Source organism: Sphingomonas echinoides ATCC 14820 (assembly GCF_000241465.1).
GTDB lineage: Bacteria > Pseudomonadota > Alphaproteobacteria > Sphingomonadales > Sphingomonadaceae > Sphingomonas > Sphingomonas echinoides.
The window spans coordinates 3,282,428-3,299,287 of the sequence record NZ_JH584235.1 but is presented as its reverse complement, the minus strand read 5'-3'; the positions used below and the strand labels follow the sequence as shown (position 1 = coordinate 3,299,287).

Here is a 16,860-nt window from a genome sequence, read left to right as displayed (position 1 = left end):
TCAACGGCACACCCGGCCCCTCACCCTCAAACCCGAACCCGCGCCGCCTCGGGCAGCGCCACCGGCGGCAGCGCGTCGCCGCTCTCCCCGCGCGTATCGATCCACGTGCCATGCGCATGCGCCGTGGCAACCGTGGTCCACGCGCCCGTCCCCGGCCACGACCGCGCCCGCACCACTTGGTGCCCCAGCGCCCGATCGGGCTCCATCATCACCCAGCCGATCGGCCGCTCCGCGCTCGCCCGCGCGCCTGCCGCCGTCATCGCAGCGCGGATACGCTCCGCCACCGGCTCGGGCAGATATTGCCACACCACCGAATGCATCAGCACGCGCGTCACGCCCGCGTCCTGCGGCTCGGCCAGCCGCGCTTCGACCCAGTCGGCGGCATCGGCCCGCACCAGATCGACCCCGCGTTCGACTTGCATCGCGATCGCCGCGCGCACCCGCACCAGCCGTTCGGGCGTCTCGGGCCAGACATAGGCCGCCAGCCGCGCCGCAACCGTGGGATCGGTCGCATCGAGCGGCTGAACGTCGCACCCGCGCACCGACACGATCTCCAGCGGCACCACCGGCGCCGCTGGCCCACTCCACACCGGCGTGATCGTCACCGGCGCATCCTCCGGCCCATAAAAGGTCCCGCCCAGATCGAAGCGATAACGGTCGATCAGCAAATTGAGCCCCGCGCTCGACCCGATCTCGAGCAGCTCGAGTCTCGGCCCATGCCGCCGTGCGATCTCGATCAACCCCAGCAGCAGCGCCGCCGATCGCCCCGGCTCGTTGGTCTGCGGCGGCCCGTCGAGCCAGGGCAGCAGCGCCGCTTCGTGTTCGGCCAGCACGCGCTCCAGCGTGGCGAGGATCTCGTCCTGTTCGGTCACCACACCCGCAAACACCGCCGCCAGCCCGTCATCCTTGCCCGCCTGCACCAGCGCATGCAGCCCGCCGAAGAAGCGCAGCGGCAGCGCATCGCGCGTCGGCTCACCCGGCCAATCGAGGATGCGTGCGCCCATCGCGGTGTCGCGCGTCAGCCCCGCCGCCACCGCACCCGCCATCCGGCCATAGATTGGCGCGGCATTGGCCTCGCAATAATGCTGCTGGATCAGGAACGCCCCGCGATTATTCTGCTCGCTCGCCATAATGGTCCTCCGTCGTTCCGCCCCGTTGTTGCGCCCACCCCCGCGCCTAAGTAAAGCCCGGCGGATATGGCCGATCCCATCATCATCGCCGTGCCCAAGGGCCGCATCCTCGCCGAGGCCGTTCCGCTGCTCGAACGCGCCGGAATCGTTCCCGAAGCCGCGTTCCGCGACGAGGATTCGCGCGCCTTGCGCTTCTCGACCAACACTCCCGGCATCGACTTGATCCGCGTCCGTGCGTTCGACGTCGCCACCTTCGTCGCACACGGCGCCGCGCAGCTCGGCATCGTCGGGTCGGACGTGCTGGCGGAATTCGATTATTCGGAGCTCTACGCCCCAGTCGATCTCGGCATCGGCCATTGCCGCCTGTCGGTCGCCGAGCCCGCCGACATGGCCGCGCACGACGATCCGCGCGGCTGGAGCCATGTCCGCGTCGCCACCAAATATCCGCACGTCACCGAAGCGCATTTCGCACGCCGTGGCGTGTCGGCCGAATGCGTGAAACTGAACGGCGCGATGGAACTCGCGCCCCTGCTCGGCCTTGCCCCGCGCATCGTCGATCTGGTGTCGTCGGGCCGCACGCTGAAAGAAAACGGCCTGGTCGAGGTCGAAGTGATTTGCGAGGTCACCAGCCGCCTGATCGTCAACCGCGCCGCATTCAAGACGCGCGGGCATGTCGTGCCGCTGGTCGAGGCGTTTCGCCGCGCGGTCTCCTCTCCCCTCCCGCTTGCGGGAGGGGCTGGGGGAGGGCCTGAGACAAGCAAGGCTGCCGCATGATGATGACGCACTTTCCCTCCCCCAACCCAGTCCGGGGTCGGATGTGCCCCCGGCACATCCTCGACAGCGCGGGGCGCTGGCGACCCCGAACTCGCAAGCGGGAGGGGAGCACGTTATGATCCGCCTCACCACCACCGCCCCCAGCTTCGCCGCAGACTTCACCGCTTTGGTCAACGCCCGCCGCGAAGCCGATGCCGATGTCGCGCGCGACGTAACCGCCATCATCACGCGCGTCCGTGACGAAGGCGACGCCGCCGTGCGCGCTTACACCCAAAGCTTCGACCGCCACGATCTCGACGCGACAGGCTGGCAGATCCACCGCGAAGAATGGCGCGCCGCCTATGACGGCCTCGCCCCCGATATGCGCGCCGCGCTCGATCTCGCGGCTGAGCGCATCGCCACCTATCACGAGAAGCAGAAGCCGCAGGGCAGTGACCTAACCGACGCGCACGGCATCCGCACCGGCGCGCGCTGGAACGCGATCGAAAATGCCGGGATCTATATCCCCGGCGGGCGTGCGGCCTATCCCAGCTCGGTGCTGATGAACGCCATCCCGGCCAAGGTCGCAGGCGTCGATCGCGTGGTGATGGTCACCCCCACCCCCGATGGCGAGATCAACCCGCTGGTGCTCGCCGCCGCGCACATTGCCGGGGTCGATGAAGTGTGGCGCATCGGCGGCGCGCAAGCCGTCGCGGCGCTCGCTTACGGCACCGATCGCATCGCGCCGGTCGATGTCATCACCGGCCCCGGCAATGCCTGGGTCGCCGAAGCCAAGCGCCAGTTGTACGGCGTGGTCGGCATCGACATGGTCGCAGGGCCGTCCGAAATCGTCGTCGTCGCCGATGGGCAGAACCGCGCCGACTGGATCGCCGCCGATCTGCTGTCACAGAGCGAGCATGACCCGACCAGCCAGTCGATCCTGTTCACCGACTCGGCGGTCTTTGCCGACGCCGTCGCGTCTGAGGTCGACGCCCAGATCGCCACGCTCGCCACGTCCAAGGTCGCGCGCGCGGCGTGGGATGCGAACGGCGCGATCATCCTGGTGCGCGACCTCGACGAAGCGCTGCCGCTGGTCGACCGCCTCGCGCCCGAACATCTCGAGCTGGCGTGTGATGATCCGCAAGCTTTGTTCGACAAGGTGCGCCATGCCGGATCGGTGTTCCTCGGCCGGCATACTCCGGAAGCGATCGGCGATTATGTCGCCGGGCCCAACCACGTCCTCCCCACCGGCCGCCGCGCCCGCTTCGCCAGCGGCCTGTCGGTGCTCGATTTCATGAAGCGCACCAGCTTCCTGCACTTGGACCCCAAGGGTCTGGCGGCGATCGGCCCGGCGGCGGTGGCGCTCGCCGAAGCAGAGGGCCTCCCGGCGCACGCCAGATCGGTGGCGCTGCGGCTGAAATAACCTCCCCGTCACCCCGGGCTCGTCCCGGGGTGACGGGCTTCGCGATGCGATCAATGCCCCCTCTTCCTCCCCTCCCTGACAAGGGAGGGGCCGGGGGTGGGTCGGCTGATGGCGGATGTTACGCCCGATTACGGGCCGACCCACCCCTCAATCCCCTCCCTTCCAGGGAGGGGAGGCAAGAAGCCCCCCCAAAAAACACCCAACTTCCCGTTCCCCGCTTTTTCGCCTAAGGGCCCGCCCATGTCCTCCCACGCCACCCCCCGTACCGCCGCCCGCTCCAAAGCGCGCGCCGCCGCCCGTCTCGCCGCCGTCCAGGCGCTGTATCAGCATGATATGGAAGCAACGCCGATCGCGCAGTTGCTCAACGAATTCCACAATCACCGCCTCGGCGCGACGATCGAGGATGCCGAATATGCCGAGGCCGAAGTCGATTTCTTCGACGATGTCGTAAAGGGCACCGAAGCGCGCCTCGGCGAGATCGACACCGCCATTGCCGGTAAGCTCGCCAAGGGCTGGAACCTCGCCCGGCTCGACAAGGCGATGCGCGCGATCCTGCGCGCGGGCACCTATGAATTGCTGGCGCGCGCGGATGTGCCGGTCGGCACCGTCATCACCGAATATGTCGATGTCGCGCATGCTTTCTTCGACAAGCGCGAGGCGGGTTTCGTCAACGGCCTGCTCGACGCCATCGCCAAGGACGTCCGCGTCTAACCATGGCGGAGGTCATCAACCTCCGCCGCGCCCGCAAGGCCCGCGACCGTCAAGCAGCAGACGCCACCGCCACGATCAACCGCGCCGCCTTCGGGCGGAGCAAGGCCGAGCGCGAGGCGGCGGCCACGGAGGCGGCGCGGCGGGAACGCGGGCTGGACGGGGCGAAGCGCGAGGAGTGAGTGAGGGCAATTGTACACTCTCACCCAGTTGCGGACGCAGGACGGCTGAGATAATTCAGTAATCATGAGCCTGCGATTAGCGAAAATCATTATGCCCTTGTGGCTCTGCTTCACGCTTATGAGCGTCTCGATAGCTCTCTTTTTCTCACCGATGGGCCTGCGTCTTCTTTTACCTGAATGGCATCCATTGAGCTGGATTTATCCGGCTTTAATCGTGCTGCCGCCAATCATCGTCGGTACGCAGAAGCATCTCAATACGCGAGCTTCCCGGTTGATGATGTGGAGCATCGCTATCCCCTTGGCAGCATTCGCGCTGCTGCTCTTGGCTTTTCTCGGGACGGCGCTTCGGGGGATCCTTTAACGACCGCTTCCCACCACCCGAAGACATCCGCCCCCACCCCCGCTAAACCGGCGCGTATGACTGAAGCCGATTTCCTCGCCGCCTTGCGCGCGCTGCCGCTGCATCCCGGCGCGCTGGGCCTGAGCGACGATGCCGCGCGGCTCGGGCGGCTGGTGCTGACCAGCGATACCTTGGTCGAAGGCGTGCATTACCTCGCCAGCGATCCGGCCGGGGATGTCGCGTGGAAGCTGGTCGCGACCAACCTGTCCGATCTCGCCGCCAAGGGCGCGGTGCCGGTGGGCGTGATGCTGAACTACCCGTTGCGTGCTCCGTGGCCAAACCCGACGCTCTCAACCCGTCACCCCGGGCTTGTCCCGGGGTCCACCGGGCCGCGAAACCAACCGCCGCAGGAGACGCCGCAATGTGGACCCCGGGACAAGCCCGGGGTGACGGTGACGGGCGCTGCGGCAGCAACGGGTAACGATGCCGAAGACTGGGACACCGCCTTCCTCACCGGCCTGGCAGACGCCCTCACCCGCTTCGCCGCGCCGATCCTCGGCGGCGATACGGTCTCGCTCCCGCCGCACGCCCCGCGCGTGCTCACGCTCACCGCGCTCGGCGACAGCGCGCACGCGCCAAGCCGCAGCGGCGCGCGCGCGGGCGATGCGCTCTACGTCACCGGCTCGATCGGCGATGCCGGGGCCGGGCTCGCCATCGCGCGCGGGGAAGCAGGCCCCGCCGATCTGCTCGCCGCCTATCGCCGCCCGCAGCCGCGCCTTACCGAGGGGCAGGCACTCGCGCCTTTGGTCCGCGCGATGATGGACGTGTCGGATGGCCTGCTGATCGACGCGCACCGCATGGCCCAAGCGAGCGGCCTCGCCGTCACCATCGACCTCGCCACCGTGCCGCTGTCCGACTCGTACCGCGCCTTTACCGGCGACACCCGCGCCGCCCGCCTTGCCGCCGCCACTGCGGGCGACGATTATCAATTGCTGTTCGCGCTTGGCCCCGACCAGCCCCCCCCCGTCCCCGCCACCCGCATCGGCAACTTCGCGCGCGGGGAAGGCCTCACCCTCACCGACGCTGGCGCGCCCGTCGCCCTCCCCTCCAGCCTCGGCTTCCAACACGGCTAAGACAGCGGCTTGCCAAGCCATTCCCCGGCGCTAGTCTGCGGGGACAAGCGTGGGGGCACGCATCGTGTGACCATCCCACCGACAAGCCAGGGAAAGGATACGCATGACGATCGTCTATGCCGCCATCATCTGTGGGCTGATCGCCGTCGCCTACGGCATCATCACCAGCGCCCAGGTCCTCCGCGCGCCGCCCGGCAACGAAAAGATGCAGGACATCGCCGCCGCCATTCAGGAAGGTGCCAAGGCCTATCTCGGCCGCCAATATCGCACCATCGCCATTGTCGGCGTGATCGTGCTCGCTTTGGTGTGGGTCTTCCTCGACGGAATGCGCGACCCCGTCTCCGCCATCAGCTTCGCGCTCGGCGCGGTGCTGTCGGGCGTGGCGGGCTATGTCGGCATGAACATTTCGGTGCGCGCCAATGTGCGCACGGCAGAGGCCGCGCGCACATCGCTGCAAGGCGGGCTGACGATGGCGTTCCGCTCGGGCGCGGTCACCGGCTTGCTGGTGGCGGGGCTCGGCCTGCTCGCGATTTCGGGCACCTTCTGGTATCTGGCAGGCACGAACGGCAGCGCGGCGGGCGGCCCCGTCGTGGTCAAGGCGCTGACGGCGCTCGCGTTCGGCGCGTCGCTCATCTCGATCTTCGCGCGGCTGGGCGGCGGCATCTTCACCAAGGCCGCCGATGTCGGCGCTGATCTGGTGGGCAAGGTCGAGGCGGGCATTCCCGAGGACGACCCCCGCAACCCCGCCACCATTGCCGACAATGTCGGCGACAATGTCGGCGATTGCGCAGGGATGGCCGCCGATCTGTTCGAAACCTATGTGGTGACGATCGGCGTGACGATGATCTCGGTCGCGCTCGCGCTCAAAAATGCCGATCATCTGCTGCAAGTGATGACGCTGCCGCTGATCGTCGGCGGGGTGTGCATCCTGACCTCGATCATAGGCACCTTCTTCGTGCGGCTGGGGTCGAGCGGCTCGATCATGGGCGCGCTGTACAAGGGCTTTTGGGTCAGCGTACTGCTGTCGATCCCCGCTATCTATTTCGCCACGCAATATACGCTGGGCGACCTGAATACGCCGATCGGCGGCAACGCCTTTCTCGGCGATGTCGGCGCGTTCACCGGCATGAAATTGTTCTGGTCGATGATGATCGGCCTCGCCGTCACCGGGCTGCTGGTGTGGATCACCGAATATTATACCGGCACCAACTTCCGCCCGGTGCGCAGCATCGCCAAGGCGTCGGAAACCGGCCACGGTACCAACGTCATCCAGGGCCTGGCGATCAGCCTAGAATCGACCGCTTTGCCCACGCTCGTCATCGTCATCGCGGTGATCGCGGCCTATCAGCTCGCAGGCGTGATCGGCATCGCCTTTGCCGCCACCGCGATGCTCGCCCAGGCCGGGATGGTCGTTGCGCTCGATGCGTACGGCCCGGTCACCGACAATGCCGGCGGCATCGCCGAAATGGCCGGCCTGCCCGATGACGTGCGCCACCGCACCGACGCGCTGGACGCGGTCGGCAACACCACCAAGGCGGTGACCAAGGGCTATGCCATCGGCTCGGCCGCGCTCGCAGCACTCGTGCTGTTCAACGCCTATACCTCGGACTTGGGCCGCGATTTCCCCGATCTCACGGTCAATTTCCAGCTCTCCAACCCCTATGTCATCGTCGGGCTGCTGCTGGGGGCTTTGCTCCCCTATCTGTTCGGCGCGATGGGGATGACCGCGGTCGGCCGCGCGGCGGGCGCGGTGGTGGAAGAAGTGCGCGCGCAGTTCCGCGACAATCCCGGCATCATGGCCGGCACCAGCCGCCCCGATTATGCCCGCACCGTCGACCTGGTCACGCAAGCCGCGATCAAGGAAATGATCGTGCCGAGCCTGCTGCCGGTGCTCTCGCCGATCCTGGTCTATTTCGTCATCACTGCGGTCGCGGGCCAGGCCGAAGGCTTTGCGGCGCTGGGCGCGATGCTGCTCGGCGTGATCGTCTCGGGCCTGTTCGTCGCGATTTCGATGACGTCGGGCGGCGGCGCGTGGGACAATGCCAAGAAATATATCGAAGACGGCCATCACGGCGGCAAGGGCAGCGAGGCGCACAAGGCCGCGGTCACCGGCGACACCGTGGGCGATCCGTATAAGGATACGGCAGGCCCGGCGGTGAACCCGATGATCAAGATCACCAATATCGTAGCACTACTGTTGCTCGCGGCCTTGGCGGCGGCAGGATGAGGTTCACGGCGCGGCGGCGGCGCTTCATCCGCCGCCGAGTCGGCGAACGCGCTGCCGATCAGGTCGGTCGGTAGGCGGCGACGCTCTGCATCGCCGCGTTCACCAGGCAGTTCGCCACGCAAATCAGCACATGGCCATCTTTTTGGGGCGGATGGCCGCTATACACCTCCAGCACGGCGCGCTTGCCCACGGCGGGGCTCGCGCCGATCTGCAAGGTCATCACATTATTGGGGGCCTGCGCCATCAGTCCGGTAAGCGGGCCGTAAATGCCCTCCTCCTGCTGCACCACCGTTTGCAGATAGCTGAGCGGCTGGTTGCCGTCGCACGCCTTTTGGACAATCGCCATTAGCAGGGCCCTCCGATCGAAACCGTGAAACGTTGGCAAAAGGTGTCGAGTTTCTCCGTCGTCCGTGCCGAATCGAGCAGGTTCAAAGCGTTGATCAGCGGATCGGCATCGCTCGGCTCCCCGCCCGACACCCGCTGCAACAGTCCGAGCTGCGCGGGCGTCGCGGCCTTCAGCAGGGTCGCGATCTTTTCCCGGCGGTCTTGCAGATCCTGGGCAACCGGCGCGACGATCTGGATCGCCTTGATGTCTGCGTTTGCCTGCGTCGCCTGCACGCCCGCATGATTGGAAATTTCGGTGATCGCCCCGGGAAGCGTACCAGCGAAAGCATAGTCATCGATGTCGTTGAGCGCGCGAAACAGCGAATACGCGGCGGCATCCTGCGATTCGCCCTCGCGGATGCGGGCGAGCACTTCGCGGCGTTTCGCCACCATCTGCGCCAGCATCGCGGGCATGGTCATGTTGTACAGCGCCTGCTTCTCGAACGAGGCGCGCGCCCCCAGCACCCCGGCGGAGGCCGCCGACAGCGCCTTCGATGCCGCACTCACCGAGCCGACCCCGTTCAGCGCGAGCGCGATCCAGTCGGTTCCGACGCCAAAACCGACGCCTTCCTTGTAAAGATTGCGCTCATATTCGCCAAAACGCAGGTCGATCGCGCGCAGCCGCGCGTCGATAATATCATTGCGGCACGCCTTCTTGGCCTGACAGGAATCATAAGCGGTGACCTTTGCCGCCAGCAGATACGGCGCAATCTCGGCATTGACTTGCGCAGTATCGAACGCCGATTTTGGAAATCCGCTTACGGTGGCGCACCCGGCCAGCGAGACGGCAAGTCCCCCGACCGCTGCCTTTCGCACAATATCCCCCATCCCGCGTACGATGATAGGGATTGGACCTAATCGATCGCCCCGCATCACCATCCTCTCCCCCATGTCTTTTCGAAGAAAACAACTTTAAACTGGCACAATATGCCCATTTTATCAATAACAGGATGGCTTCTACAGTAGAGATATATTTCAGGCGTTTATGCACCATTCCAGTGGCGCACGCCGCATCCATCGCTGCAGAGTCTTTGAATCGGCGCGACAGGTACAAAAAGACTGCGCCGCAATCACACATTTTGCAACGGCTTGTCGTTTTCATACAATAACCGCGTTTTTTCTTGTCATCCCCCTTGTCAGCGCGCGCATCGGCAATAAAGCTTGGCGGCATCTCTGGGGGAGGGAAATCACCGTGATCCTATACCGTTACTGGCAGGCGCTGGCGCTCGCGAGCGCGATATCCGCTGGCGTCGTCCATGCGCAGGGGGCCGCGCCGGTTGCCGACACCGCCGCCACCACCGCCGCGCCCCTCCCCGCCGAAGCCTTTGCCACGCTCCCCTTTCTGCAAGCGCCCGCTTTGTCACCCGATGGCACGCGCGTCGCGCTGAGAATGGCGATCAAGGGCGAGCAACGCTTCGCCATCATCCGGCTCGACGGCGCGAGCAACCCGGTGATGATCAACCCCGGCCCCAACGATCTCAACAGCTGGGCCTGGGTCAATAATGACTGGCTCGTCGCCACGATCGGTACCACCGCCCCGGTCGAAGGCGACAGCTGGTATCTGCGCCGCACGATCGGCATCAGCGCCGATGGCAAGAAGATCAACGTGCTCGGCAAAGATGTCGCCGCGCAGGGGGCCGATGACATCCTGTGGATCGCGCGCGATGGCAGCCCGCACATCCGCCTCGCGCTGCAGACCTCGATCTACCGCGATGCCGCAGGCTTCTGGCCCGAAGTGCGCGATTTCGATGTCACCAACGGCCACAGCGTGCAGGTGCAGCCGCCGCGCACCACCGTGATGGACTGGTATGCCGATGGCACCGGCACGGTGCGCTCGGGCCTCGCTTATGACGATGACGCGCGCTCCTACCGCTTGCTCTACCGCGACAGCGCCGCCCAGCCCTTCCGCACGCTCGTCAAGGCAAAGGGCAAGGATGCCGATCTCGGCAACACCCCCGCGATGTTCCTGCCCGAACCCGGCAAGGCGCTGTCGATCAGCGATGCCGATGACGTGACCGCGCTCTATCCGCTCGATCTCGCCACGCTCAAGACCGGCCCGAAACTGTTCGGCGTGCCCGGTTATGATATTGACGGCATCATCACCGACGACAGCGGCACGCGCCTGGTCGGCGTGAACTATACCGACACGCGCCCGCGCACGCACTGGATCGACCCCGCGCTCGCCGACATCCAGACCAAGCTCGATGCCGCCGTCGGCACCCGCACCGCGCGGATCGTGTCGTGGAGCAAGGATTTCCAGGTGCTGATCGTCCATGTCGGCGGGCCCGATCGCCCCGGCGCGTATTATGTCTATCGCCAGGCCGAAGGCGTGATGCACATGATGGCGATGGTCAATGAAGCGCTCGGGCTGAAGGCCTATGGCCCGGTGCGCACGGTGAAATATAAGGCACGCGACGGCCTCGAAATTTCCGCCGTGCTCACCTTGCCGCGCGGCAAGGACCCTAAGAACCTGCCGCTGATCCTGCTGCCGCATGGCGGCCCGTTTGCGCGCGATGACGAAAGCTGGGACTGGTGGACGCAATTCCTCGCCAGCCGCGGCTATGCCGTGCTGCAACCCAATTATCGCGGATCGTCAGGCTATGGCACCGCCTTCACCAAAAAGGGGCGCGGGCAATGGGGCCTCGCCATGCAGGACGATTTGACCGACGCGGTCAAATGGGCGGCGGATAGCGGCCTGGCCGATGCCAAGCGCGTCTGCATCGTCGGCGGCTCCTATGGCGGCTATGCCGCGTTTCGCGGGGCGCAGCGCGATGGCGCGGTGTATCGCTGCGCGGTGTCCTTTGCCGGTGTGTCGGATATGCCCGCGATGCTGCGCTATGACGGCAGCTTCCTCAATGGCGGACGCAGCAAGGATTATCTGCGCGAACAGGCCCCCGATCTGAAGGCCGTTTCCCCGCTGTACGGCGCGGCGCAATTCTCGATGCCGATCCTGATCATGCACGGCAAGAAGGACACCGTCGTCCCCGTCAAGCAATCGCGCGACATGGCGGCGAAGCTGAAGGCGGCGGGCAAGCCCTATATCTATATCGAGCAACCGCTGGGCGACCACCATTTCACCCGCCAGGCCGATCGGCTGGAGTTTTTGAAGGCGATGGAAGCGTTTTTGAAGGAGCATAACCCGGCGTAAGCCTGAGGCCCGCCAGCAACGGCGCAGCCGTTGGGGGCGGATCAGCCGAAGGCCGGCCGGCGGACGGGCGGGCCTTCCCCGCCCGATCCGACCGACGACGCGGCTTTGCCGCGGCGGCCCGGCCCCAATTGATCACCACCGCCACATGGTCTACCTTAGCTAAGTCTAGCCAGGAGCCCTTCGATGGAATCCGTCAACATGCATGACGCCAAGTCGCGCCTGTCGCAGCTCGTCGATGCGGTCGAGAGCGGAAGCGAAACCGAGATCGTCATTGCCCGCAACGGCAAGCCCGTCGCGCGCCTGGTTCCGGTCGCCCCGCGCAAACCGATCCGGCTCGGGCTCGCCAAGGGCCACTACGCCATCCCTTCGCTGGAGGAATGGAACAAGGACGATGCGGAGATCGCCGCCTTGTTCAACGGCGGGCCGCTCTGGCCGGTGCCGAACCCCGAATGAGACTGCTGCTCGATACCCACATCGCCTTATGGGCGATCGGCGACCCGGCCAGACTCGCGCCATCGGCGGTGCGCGCGATCGAACAGGCGGACGATGTCGCGGTCAGCGCCGTGGCGATTTGGGAAATCGCGATCAAGCACGCCTTGCGCCGCGACCGCCAGGACGACATCCTCATCTCGGGGCGCGAAGCCCGCCTCCGCTTCGTCGAAGCGGGCTTTTCCCTGCTGCCCATCACCGCCGCGCACGCCGAGGCAGTCGATGATCTCCCGCCGCTACACGCCGATCCGTTCGATCGTATGCTGGTGGCGCAAGCGCGCACCGAGCCGATGCACTTGATGACGCACGATGCGCGCCTCGCCGACTATCCCGTGCTGACGATTGTGGTGTAGGCAGGCAAGCATGACCAACCGGCTTTATTATGGCGACAATCTCGATGTCCTGCGCGAGCAGGTAAAGGATGAGAGCGTCGATCTCGTCTATCTCGACCCGCCGTTCAACTCGAACGCCAATTACAACATCCTGTTCAAATCGCCGACGGGCACGTCCTCCGACGCGCAGATCGAGGCGTTCGAGGATACGTGGCATTGGAACGACCATGCCGAAGAGGCCTTCGACCAGGTCATGCAGAGCGGCAACACGCAGGCCTTCGAGCTGCTGCGCGCGATGCGCGGGTTCCTCGGTGATAACGACATGATGGCGTATCTCACCATGATGGCAATCCGTTTGATCGAGCTGCACCGCGTGCTGAAACCGACCGGCAGCCTGTATCTGCACTGCGACCCGACCGCGAGCCATTATCTCAAGCTGTTGCTGGATGGGGTGTTTGGCGCGGACAAGTTTCAGAACGAGATAATCTGGAAGCGCACTGGTTCCCACGGCGGCTCAAGACGGTGGGGGCCGATTCACGATACAATTCTGTTTTACAGCAAGGCGACTGAGCCCTTCTGGAACCGAATCTACCAAGATTATGAAGAGTCTTATCTGCGTGACTTCTACCGTTTCTCTGACGAACGCGGCAGCTATAGGCTTGTTACTTTAACGGGAGCAGGAACAAGAAACGGCGATTCCGGCGCGGCTTGGCGTGGAGTTGATCCAACTGTTTCAGGCCGTCATTGGGCAGTACCAACCAGTTCGCTTGCGCGCGCCTACCCCGACCAAAGTATGGTGGGCCTAACGACACAACAGAAGCTTGACCTCCTCGATCAAGCTAACCTCATCTATTGGCCACCTCGCGGAAGCATTCCTCAGCAAAAGAGATACGTCGATGAGGGGGAAGGCGTTCCAGTGCAGGATGTCGTTACCGACATCGGGCCAATTTCCTCCCAAGCCCAAGAACGCCTCGGCTACCCCACCCAAAAACCGCTGGCCCTGCTCGAACGCATTATCGCAGCCTCGTCCAACCCAGGCGATGTGGTGCTCGATCCGTTCTGCGGTTGCGGCACCGCCGTCCATGCCGCGCAAAAGCTCGGGCGGCAGTGGCTCGGCATCGACATCACCCATCTCGCCATTACGCTGATCGAAAAACGCATGAAGGCCGCCTTCCCCGGCATCGCCTTCACCGTCGAGGGCACACCCAAGGATCTTGCCTCCGCCGTCGATCTGGCCACACGCGACAAATATCAGTTCCAATGGTGGGCGGTGTCGATGGTCGACGCCATGCCGTTCGGCGGCAAGAAGAAGGGGGCCGATGGCGGCATTGACGGCCTCATCTATTTCAAGCCCGACGGCAAGAAGACCGAAAAGGCGATCGTCTCGGTGAAGGGCGGCGACAATGTCGGCGTGCAGATGATCCGCGATCTCCACTCCGCGATGGAGCGCGAAAAGGCCCCGATCGGCGTGTTCATCACCAAGGCCTTGCCGACCAGCGTGATGGAACGCGAAGCGGCGGCGGTCGGGCGCTTTCAGTCGACCGCGACGGGCAAGAGCTATGCCCGGCTCCAGATCATCACCCTCGCCGAACTGTTCCAGGGCAAGAAGCCCGACATCCCCTATGTCGACCCCACCGCCGGCATGAAACGCGCCGCGCGCGAGGATACTGCGACACAGGCGACGCTGCTGTGAGCCGAGCGGGGATCACGTCTCCGCACATCGCCTTGGAGTATCTGCAATGAATGATGATTTGGCGTTGATAATTGCAGGTGTCTGCATCAAATCTGCCCGGGACATTGGCGACCTGTGCCGCCTAATTCCCGATGATCGGCGCGATTTAAAATTAGCCAGTGCATCGACCGTCCACCACATATATCAAAATTTAATCGATGTGATCTTCGATGAATTTCCCAATCTAAAGGCTGACATGGAAAGACGGCTGAAAGAATACGATCGCATGATTTAACGATGATCGGCCAAGGGATGTCCACCCGGTCGAGGGTCACGCGGGAATGACCTGGCGGCTGCCGCGCTGAGCCCGCCTCCAGCCACTCGTCACCCCGGCCTTGTGCCGGGGTCCACCGTGCTGGGCGAACATCGCCCGCAGATCGCTAGGCGGGGTGGATGCCGGGACACGCCCGGCATGACGGCCACAGGCGAGATGACGCGGAAGCCCCCTGTCCTACACGCCGCCGCGCTGGCATTCTCCCCCGCGCCGCCCGCCGTGCGCGGGCGCGCCGCTCTTTCGCATTGCCGCTACGCTTTTCCCAACGGGCACCCCGCCCGCGCGCTTTTTCGTATTTTTAGGCCGCACATGGGCGAACTTCCTGAAATTTCGCCCGCCCCCACCGCCCGCCGCACGCGGCTTTCCTTTTGGCGCATCATCGGCTAAGGCGCGCCCTTCAAGAATTCCCCCAAAATCCCCAGAGGTTTGTTTGGCAAAAGAAGAACTGCTCGAAATGCGCGGCCAGGTGGTGGAGCTTCTCCCCAACGCCATGTTCCGCGTGAAGCTTGAGAACGACCATGAAATTCTCGGTCACACCGCCGGCAAGATGCGCAAGAACCGCATCCGCGTGCTCGTCGGCGACGAAGTGCTGGTCGAACTGACGCCCTATGATCTTACCAAGGGGCGGATCACCTATCGTTTCAAGTGAGCGGCGTGCCCGCCCTTGAGCCGGTGCGTGTCCCCGTTGTTCCGTTCGGGCTGAGCCTGTCGAAGCCCAGCTTGCCCCACGCGACCCCTTCGCGTGTGAAGTACGGCCCTTCGACAGGCTCAGGGCGAATGGTGACCTCTTGACGCTCGTCCTCGCCTCCACCTCCCCGCGCCGCGCCGATCTGCTCGCGCGGCTGGGCGTTGTGCCCACCCGCATCGCCGCGCCCGACGTTGACGAGGCGCCGCTCAAGGCCGAGCCGCCGCGCGCCTATGTCGAGCGGGTCGCGCGCGCCAAGGCGCTGGCGGTCGCGCGTGCGCCGGGCGAAGTCGTGCTGGCCGGCGACACCACCATCGCGCTCGGCCGCCGCATCCTCGGCAAGGCGGAGGACGATGCCACCGTCCGCGCGATGCTCGGAATGCTCTCGGGCCGCCGCCACCATTGCCTGAGCGCGGTGTGCGTCATCGCGGCGGACGGCACTGTGCGCCACCGCCTGTCGGACACGATCCTCGCCTTCAAGCCTTTGTCTTCGGCCGAAATTGAGGCGTATGTCGCCAGCGGCGAGGGCCTCGGCAAGGCCGGCGGCTATGCCATTCAGGGCCGCGCCGAGGCGTTCGTGCGCTTCCTGTCGGGCTCGCATTCGGGGGTCATCGGCCTGCCCTTGTTCGAAACGCGCGCGCTGTTGCTGGCGGCGGGTCTCGCGCTTGGCTGAATGGCTCTATGAAGCCGGGATCGGCGAAGCGCGCGCCGCCTTGGTCGAGCATGGCACCATATTGGAAGCGCGACTCGCCCCCGATCGCCCCGGCCCGGCGCTGGGCGCGGTGCTGGCGGCGCGGCTGGTCGAAATCACCGTCAAGGGCCGCGAGGGCCGCGTCGCCTTCGCCGGCGGCGAGGCGCTGCTCTCGCCTTTGCCCCCCGGCATCACCCAAGGCGCCGCGCTGACGGTCGAGCTGGTGCGCGAGGCGATCCCCGAGCCCGGCCGCGCCAAGCTCCCGCGCTGCGCCCCCGCCGAGGGGCCCGAACGCGCCGGGCCAACGCTGCTGGAGCGCATCACCGCGACCGGCGTGCCGGTGCGGATCTGCCACGCGCATGAGCCCGATCATCTCGAAGCGGCGGGCTGGTCGGAGGTGCTGGAAGAAGCGCTGACCGGCGACATTGTCTTCAGCGGCCCGGTCGGCGGCGCGCTGCGGATGAGCCCGACGCCCGCCATGACGCTGTTCGACGTCGACGGCTATCCCCCGCTCGATCCGCTCGCGCTCGCCGCCGCGCGCGCCGTCGCCGCCGCGATCGTGCGACTCGATATTGGCGGCTCGATCGGCGTGGATTTCCCGACGCTGCAAGGCAAGGCCGCGCGCGCCGCGGTCGATGCCGCGCTCGATGCCGGCATCCCGCAACCGTTCGAGCGCACCGCGATGAACGGCTTCGGCTTCGTCCAGATCATCCGCCGCCGCCCGCGCGCCTCGCTGCCCGAACTGCTCCGCGCCGATCCTGCCGCTGCGCAGGCGCGCGCGCTGCTCCGCCGAATCGAGCGCACCCCGCCCCCGGTTCCGGCACACAACCGCGTGTCGGTCGCGGTGCAAAAGGTGCTGCAGGCCAATCCGCACTGGATCGCCGAGCTCGCCCGGCGTACCGGCGTGACCCCGATCTTCGAGGTGGCATGATGGCGCGTTCCAAACCCTGTCCTTTGTGCGGAAAGCCCCCGGTGGCCGCCCATGCGCCGTTCTGCAGCCAGGGCTGCCGCGACCGCGATCTGCTGCAATGGCTGGGCGAGGGCTATGCGCTTCCCGTGTCGACTCCGCCCGGAGAAGAACAAGACGGGCTAGACAGCACGCCAGAGCGCGATTAAGAGGCCGCTTCCCCGAGCAACTTCGGGTGTGCCCGAGTAGCTCAGTTGGTAGAGCATGCGACTGAAAATCGCAGTGTCGGTGGTTCGAATCCGCCCTCGGGCACCATTTTCTC

Annotated in this window: 19 protein-coding genes and 1 tRNA gene; 17 read left to right on the top strand and 3 right to left on the bottom strand. The window is 65.8% G+C overall.

Annotation, left to right across the window (positions count from 1 at the left end; translation table 11 throughout):
* Positions 1 to 26 precede the first annotated feature (26 nt).
* The gene (locus ON00_RS15330) at positions 27 to 1,130 is read right to left on the bottom strand and encodes a DUF2332 domain-containing protein (RefSeq protein WP_010407272.1); all 1,104 of its coding nucleotides are present in this window, start codon (positions 1,128 to 1,130) and stop codon (positions 27 to 29) included.
* 66 nt (positions 1,131 to 1,196) lie between these two features.
* On the opposite strand from ON00_RS15330, the gene hisG reads away from it, so the two are divergent.
* The 7 genes from hisG to ON00_RS15300 all read left to right on the top strand — a co-directional run bounded on the left by hisG (position 1,197) and on the right by ON00_RS15300 (position 7,896).
* Positions 1,197 to 1,904: an ATP phosphoribosyltransferase gene (hisG, locus tag ON00_RS15325; RefSeq protein ID WP_010407270.1), complete on the top strand. Its 708-nt coding sequence runs from the start codon at positions 1,197 to 1,199 to the stop codon at positions 1,902 to 1,904.
* A gap of 115 nt (positions 1,905 to 2,019) precedes the next feature.
* Complete coding sequence (gene hisD, locus ON00_RS15320) at positions 2,020 to 3,306, top strand: histidinol dehydrogenase (RefSeq protein ID WP_010407268.1); 1,287 nt, start codon at positions 2,020 to 2,022, stop codon at positions 3,304 to 3,306.
* A 240-nt stretch (positions 3,307 to 3,546) separates the two neighbouring features.
* Positions 3,547 to 4,017 (top strand): transcription antitermination factor NusB, encoded by a 471-nt coding sequence (nusB, locus tag ON00_RS15315; RefSeq protein WP_010407265.1) that lies wholly within the window; start codon positions 3,547 to 3,549, stop codon positions 4,015 to 4,017.
* Positions 4,018 to 4,019: 2 nt separating this feature from the next.
* Entirely contained in the window at positions 4,020 to 4,196 is a 177-nt protein-coding gene (locus ON00_RS20245) for a DUF4169 family protein (protein WP_010407263.1), read from the top strand.
* Positions 4,197 to 4,260: 64 nt separating this feature from the next.
* Complete coding sequence (locus ON00_RS15310) at positions 4,261 to 4,557, top strand: hypothetical protein (protein WP_010407261.1); 297 nt, start codon at positions 4,261 to 4,263, stop codon at positions 4,555 to 4,557.
* Between the two features lie 56 nt (positions 4,558 to 4,613).
* The gene (locus tag ON00_RS15305; RefSeq protein ID WP_010407259.1) at positions 4,614 to 5,669 is read left to right on the top strand and encodes a thiamine-phosphate kinase; all 1,056 of its coding nucleotides are present in this window, start codon (positions 4,614 to 4,616) and stop codon (positions 5,667 to 5,669) included.
* A 103-nt stretch (positions 5,670 to 5,772) separates the two neighbouring features.
* Positions 5,773 to 7,896: a sodium-translocating pyrophosphatase gene (locus ON00_RS15300; RefSeq protein WP_010407256.1), complete on the top strand. Its 2,124-nt coding sequence runs from the start codon at positions 5,773 to 5,775 to the stop codon at positions 7,894 to 7,896.
* Between the two features lie 58 nt (positions 7,897 to 7,954).
* On the opposite strand, the gene ON00_RS15295 is transcribed toward ON00_RS15300, so the two are convergent.
* Together ON00_RS15295 and ON00_RS15290 are read right to left on the bottom strand one after the other, a co-directional pair.
* Positions 7,955 to 8,242 carry a hypothetical protein gene (locus ON00_RS15295; RefSeq protein ID WP_010407254.1) on the bottom strand — a complete coding sequence of 96 codons (288 nt, stop codon included), beginning with the start codon at positions 8,240 to 8,242 and terminating at the stop codon, positions 7,955 to 7,957.
* Positions 8,242 to 9,096, bottom strand: a complete 855-nt coding sequence (locus tag ON00_RS15290; RefSeq protein ID WP_154651348.1) for a hypothetical protein — start codon at positions 9,094 to 9,096, stop codon at positions 8,242 to 8,244. The genes ON00_RS15295 and ON00_RS15290 overlap by 1 nt, the downstream gene beginning before the upstream one ends.
* A gap of 376 nt (positions 9,097 to 9,472) precedes the next feature.
* Between ON00_RS15290 and ON00_RS15285 the strand changes: the two genes are divergently transcribed.
* The 10 genes from ON00_RS15285 to ON00_RS15240 all read left to right on the top strand — a co-directional run bounded on the left by ON00_RS15285 (position 9,473) and on the right by ON00_RS15240 (position 16,853).
* Positions 9,473 to 11,428, top strand: a complete 1,956-nt coding sequence (locus ON00_RS15285) for an alpha/beta hydrolase family protein (RefSeq protein ID WP_010407252.1) — start codon at positions 9,473 to 9,475, stop codon at positions 11,426 to 11,428.
* A 183-nt stretch (positions 11,429 to 11,611) separates the two neighbouring features.
* A complete protein-coding gene (locus ON00_RS15280; protein WP_010407251.1) occupies positions 11,612 to 11,881 on the top strand; it encodes a type II toxin-antitoxin system Phd/YefM family antitoxin in 270 nt (89 codons plus the stop codon).
* Positions 11,878 to 12,270 carry a type II toxin-antitoxin system VapC family toxin gene (locus tag ON00_RS15275; protein ID WP_010407250.1) on the top strand — a complete coding sequence of 131 codons (393 nt, stop codon included), beginning with the start codon at positions 11,878 to 11,880 and terminating at the stop codon, positions 12,268 to 12,270. Before ON00_RS15280 ends, ON00_RS15275 begins: the two co-directional genes overlap by 4 nt.
* A gap of 10 nt (positions 12,271 to 12,280) precedes the next feature.
* Positions 12,281 to 13,942, top strand: a complete 1,662-nt coding sequence (locus ON00_RS15270) for a DNA methyltransferase (RefSeq protein WP_010407249.1) — start codon at positions 12,281 to 12,283, stop codon at positions 13,940 to 13,942.
* Positions 13,943 to 13,988: 46 nt separating this feature from the next.
* A complete protein-coding gene (locus ON00_RS15265; RefSeq protein ID WP_010407247.1) occupies positions 13,989 to 14,216 on the top strand; it encodes a hypothetical protein in 228 nt (75 codons plus the stop codon).
* A 469-nt stretch (positions 14,217 to 14,685) separates the two neighbouring features.
* Positions 14,686 to 14,904, top strand: coding sequence for a translation initiation factor IF-1 (gene infA / locus ON00_RS15260; RefSeq protein WP_010162480.1), 219 nt, complete (start codon positions 14,686 to 14,688; stop codon positions 14,902 to 14,904).
* Positions 14,905 to 15,043: 139 nt separating this feature from the next.
* A complete protein-coding gene (locus ON00_RS15255; RefSeq protein ID WP_010407228.1) occupies positions 15,044 to 15,613 on the top strand; it encodes a Maf family protein in 570 nt (189 codons plus the stop codon).
* The gene (locus ON00_RS15250) at positions 15,606 to 16,562 is read left to right on the top strand and encodes a hypothetical protein (protein ID WP_010407226.1); all 957 of its coding nucleotides are present in this window, start codon (positions 15,606 to 15,608) and stop codon (positions 16,560 to 16,562) included. The genes ON00_RS15255 and ON00_RS15250 overlap by 8 nt, the downstream gene beginning before the upstream one ends.
* On the top strand, positions 16,562 to 16,747 hold the full coding sequence (locus ON00_RS15245; RefSeq protein ID WP_029622962.1) for a DNA gyrase inhibitor YacG: 186 nt from the start codon (positions 16,562 to 16,564) through the stop codon (positions 16,745 to 16,747). The genes ON00_RS15250 and ON00_RS15245 overlap by 1 nt, the downstream gene beginning before the upstream one ends.
* 30 nt (positions 16,748 to 16,777) lie before the next feature.
* Positions 16,778 to 16,853 (top strand) — tRNA-Phe (locus ON00_RS15240).
* Positions 16,854 to 16,860 lie beyond the last annotated feature (7 nt).

Coding starts and splice junctions, on each gene's coding strand:
- ON00_RS15310 (WP_010407261.1), top strand. CDS start 4,261: ATGAGCCTGCGATTAGCGAAAATCATTATGCCCTTGTGGCTCTGCTTC.
- ON00_RS15295 (WP_010407254.1), bottom strand. CDS start 8,242: ATGGCGATTGTCCAAAAGGCGTGCGACGGCAACCAGCCGCTCAGCTAT.
- hisG (WP_010407270.1), top strand. CDS start 1,197: ATGGCCGATCCCATCATCATCGCCGTGCCCAAGGGCCGCATCCTCGCC.
- ON00_RS20245 (WP_010407263.1), top strand. CDS start 4,020: ATGGCGGAGGTCATCAACCTCCGCCGCGCCCGCAAGGCCCGCGACCGT.
- ON00_RS15305 (WP_010407259.1), top strand. CDS start 4,614: ATGACTGAAGCCGATTTCCTCGCCGCCTTGCGCGCGCTGCCGCTGCAT.
- hisD (WP_010407268.1), top strand. CDS start 2,020: ATGATCCGCCTCACCACCACCGCCCCCAGCTTCGCCGCAGACTTCACC.
- ON00_RS15265 (WP_010407247.1), top strand. CDS start 13,989: ATGAATGATGATTTGGCGTTGATAATTGCAGGTGTCTGCATCAAATCT.
- nusB (WP_010407265.1), top strand. CDS start 3,547: ATGTCCTCCCACGCCACCCCCCGTACCGCCGCCCGCTCCAAAGCGCGC.
- ON00_RS15270 (WP_010407249.1), top strand. CDS start 12,281: ATGACCAACCGGCTTTATTATGGCGACAATCTCGATGTCCTGCGCGAG.
- ON00_RS15280 (WP_010407251.1), top strand. CDS start 11,612: ATGGAATCCGTCAACATGCATGACGCCAAGTCGCGCCTGTCGCAGCTC.
- ON00_RS15245 (WP_029622962.1), top strand. CDS start 16,562: ATGGCGCGTTCCAAACCCTGTCCTTTGTGCGGAAAGCCCCCGGTGGCC.
- ON00_RS15330 (WP_010407272.1), bottom strand. CDS start 1,130: ATGGCGAGCGAGCAGAATAATCGCGGGGCGTTCCTGATCCAGCAGCAT.
- ON00_RS15300 (WP_010407256.1), top strand. CDS start 5,773: ATGACGATCGTCTATGCCGCCATCATCTGTGGGCTGATCGCCGTCGCC.
- ON00_RS15275 (WP_010407250.1), top strand. CDS start 11,878: ATGAGACTGCTGCTCGATACCCACATCGCCTTATGGGCGATCGGCGAC.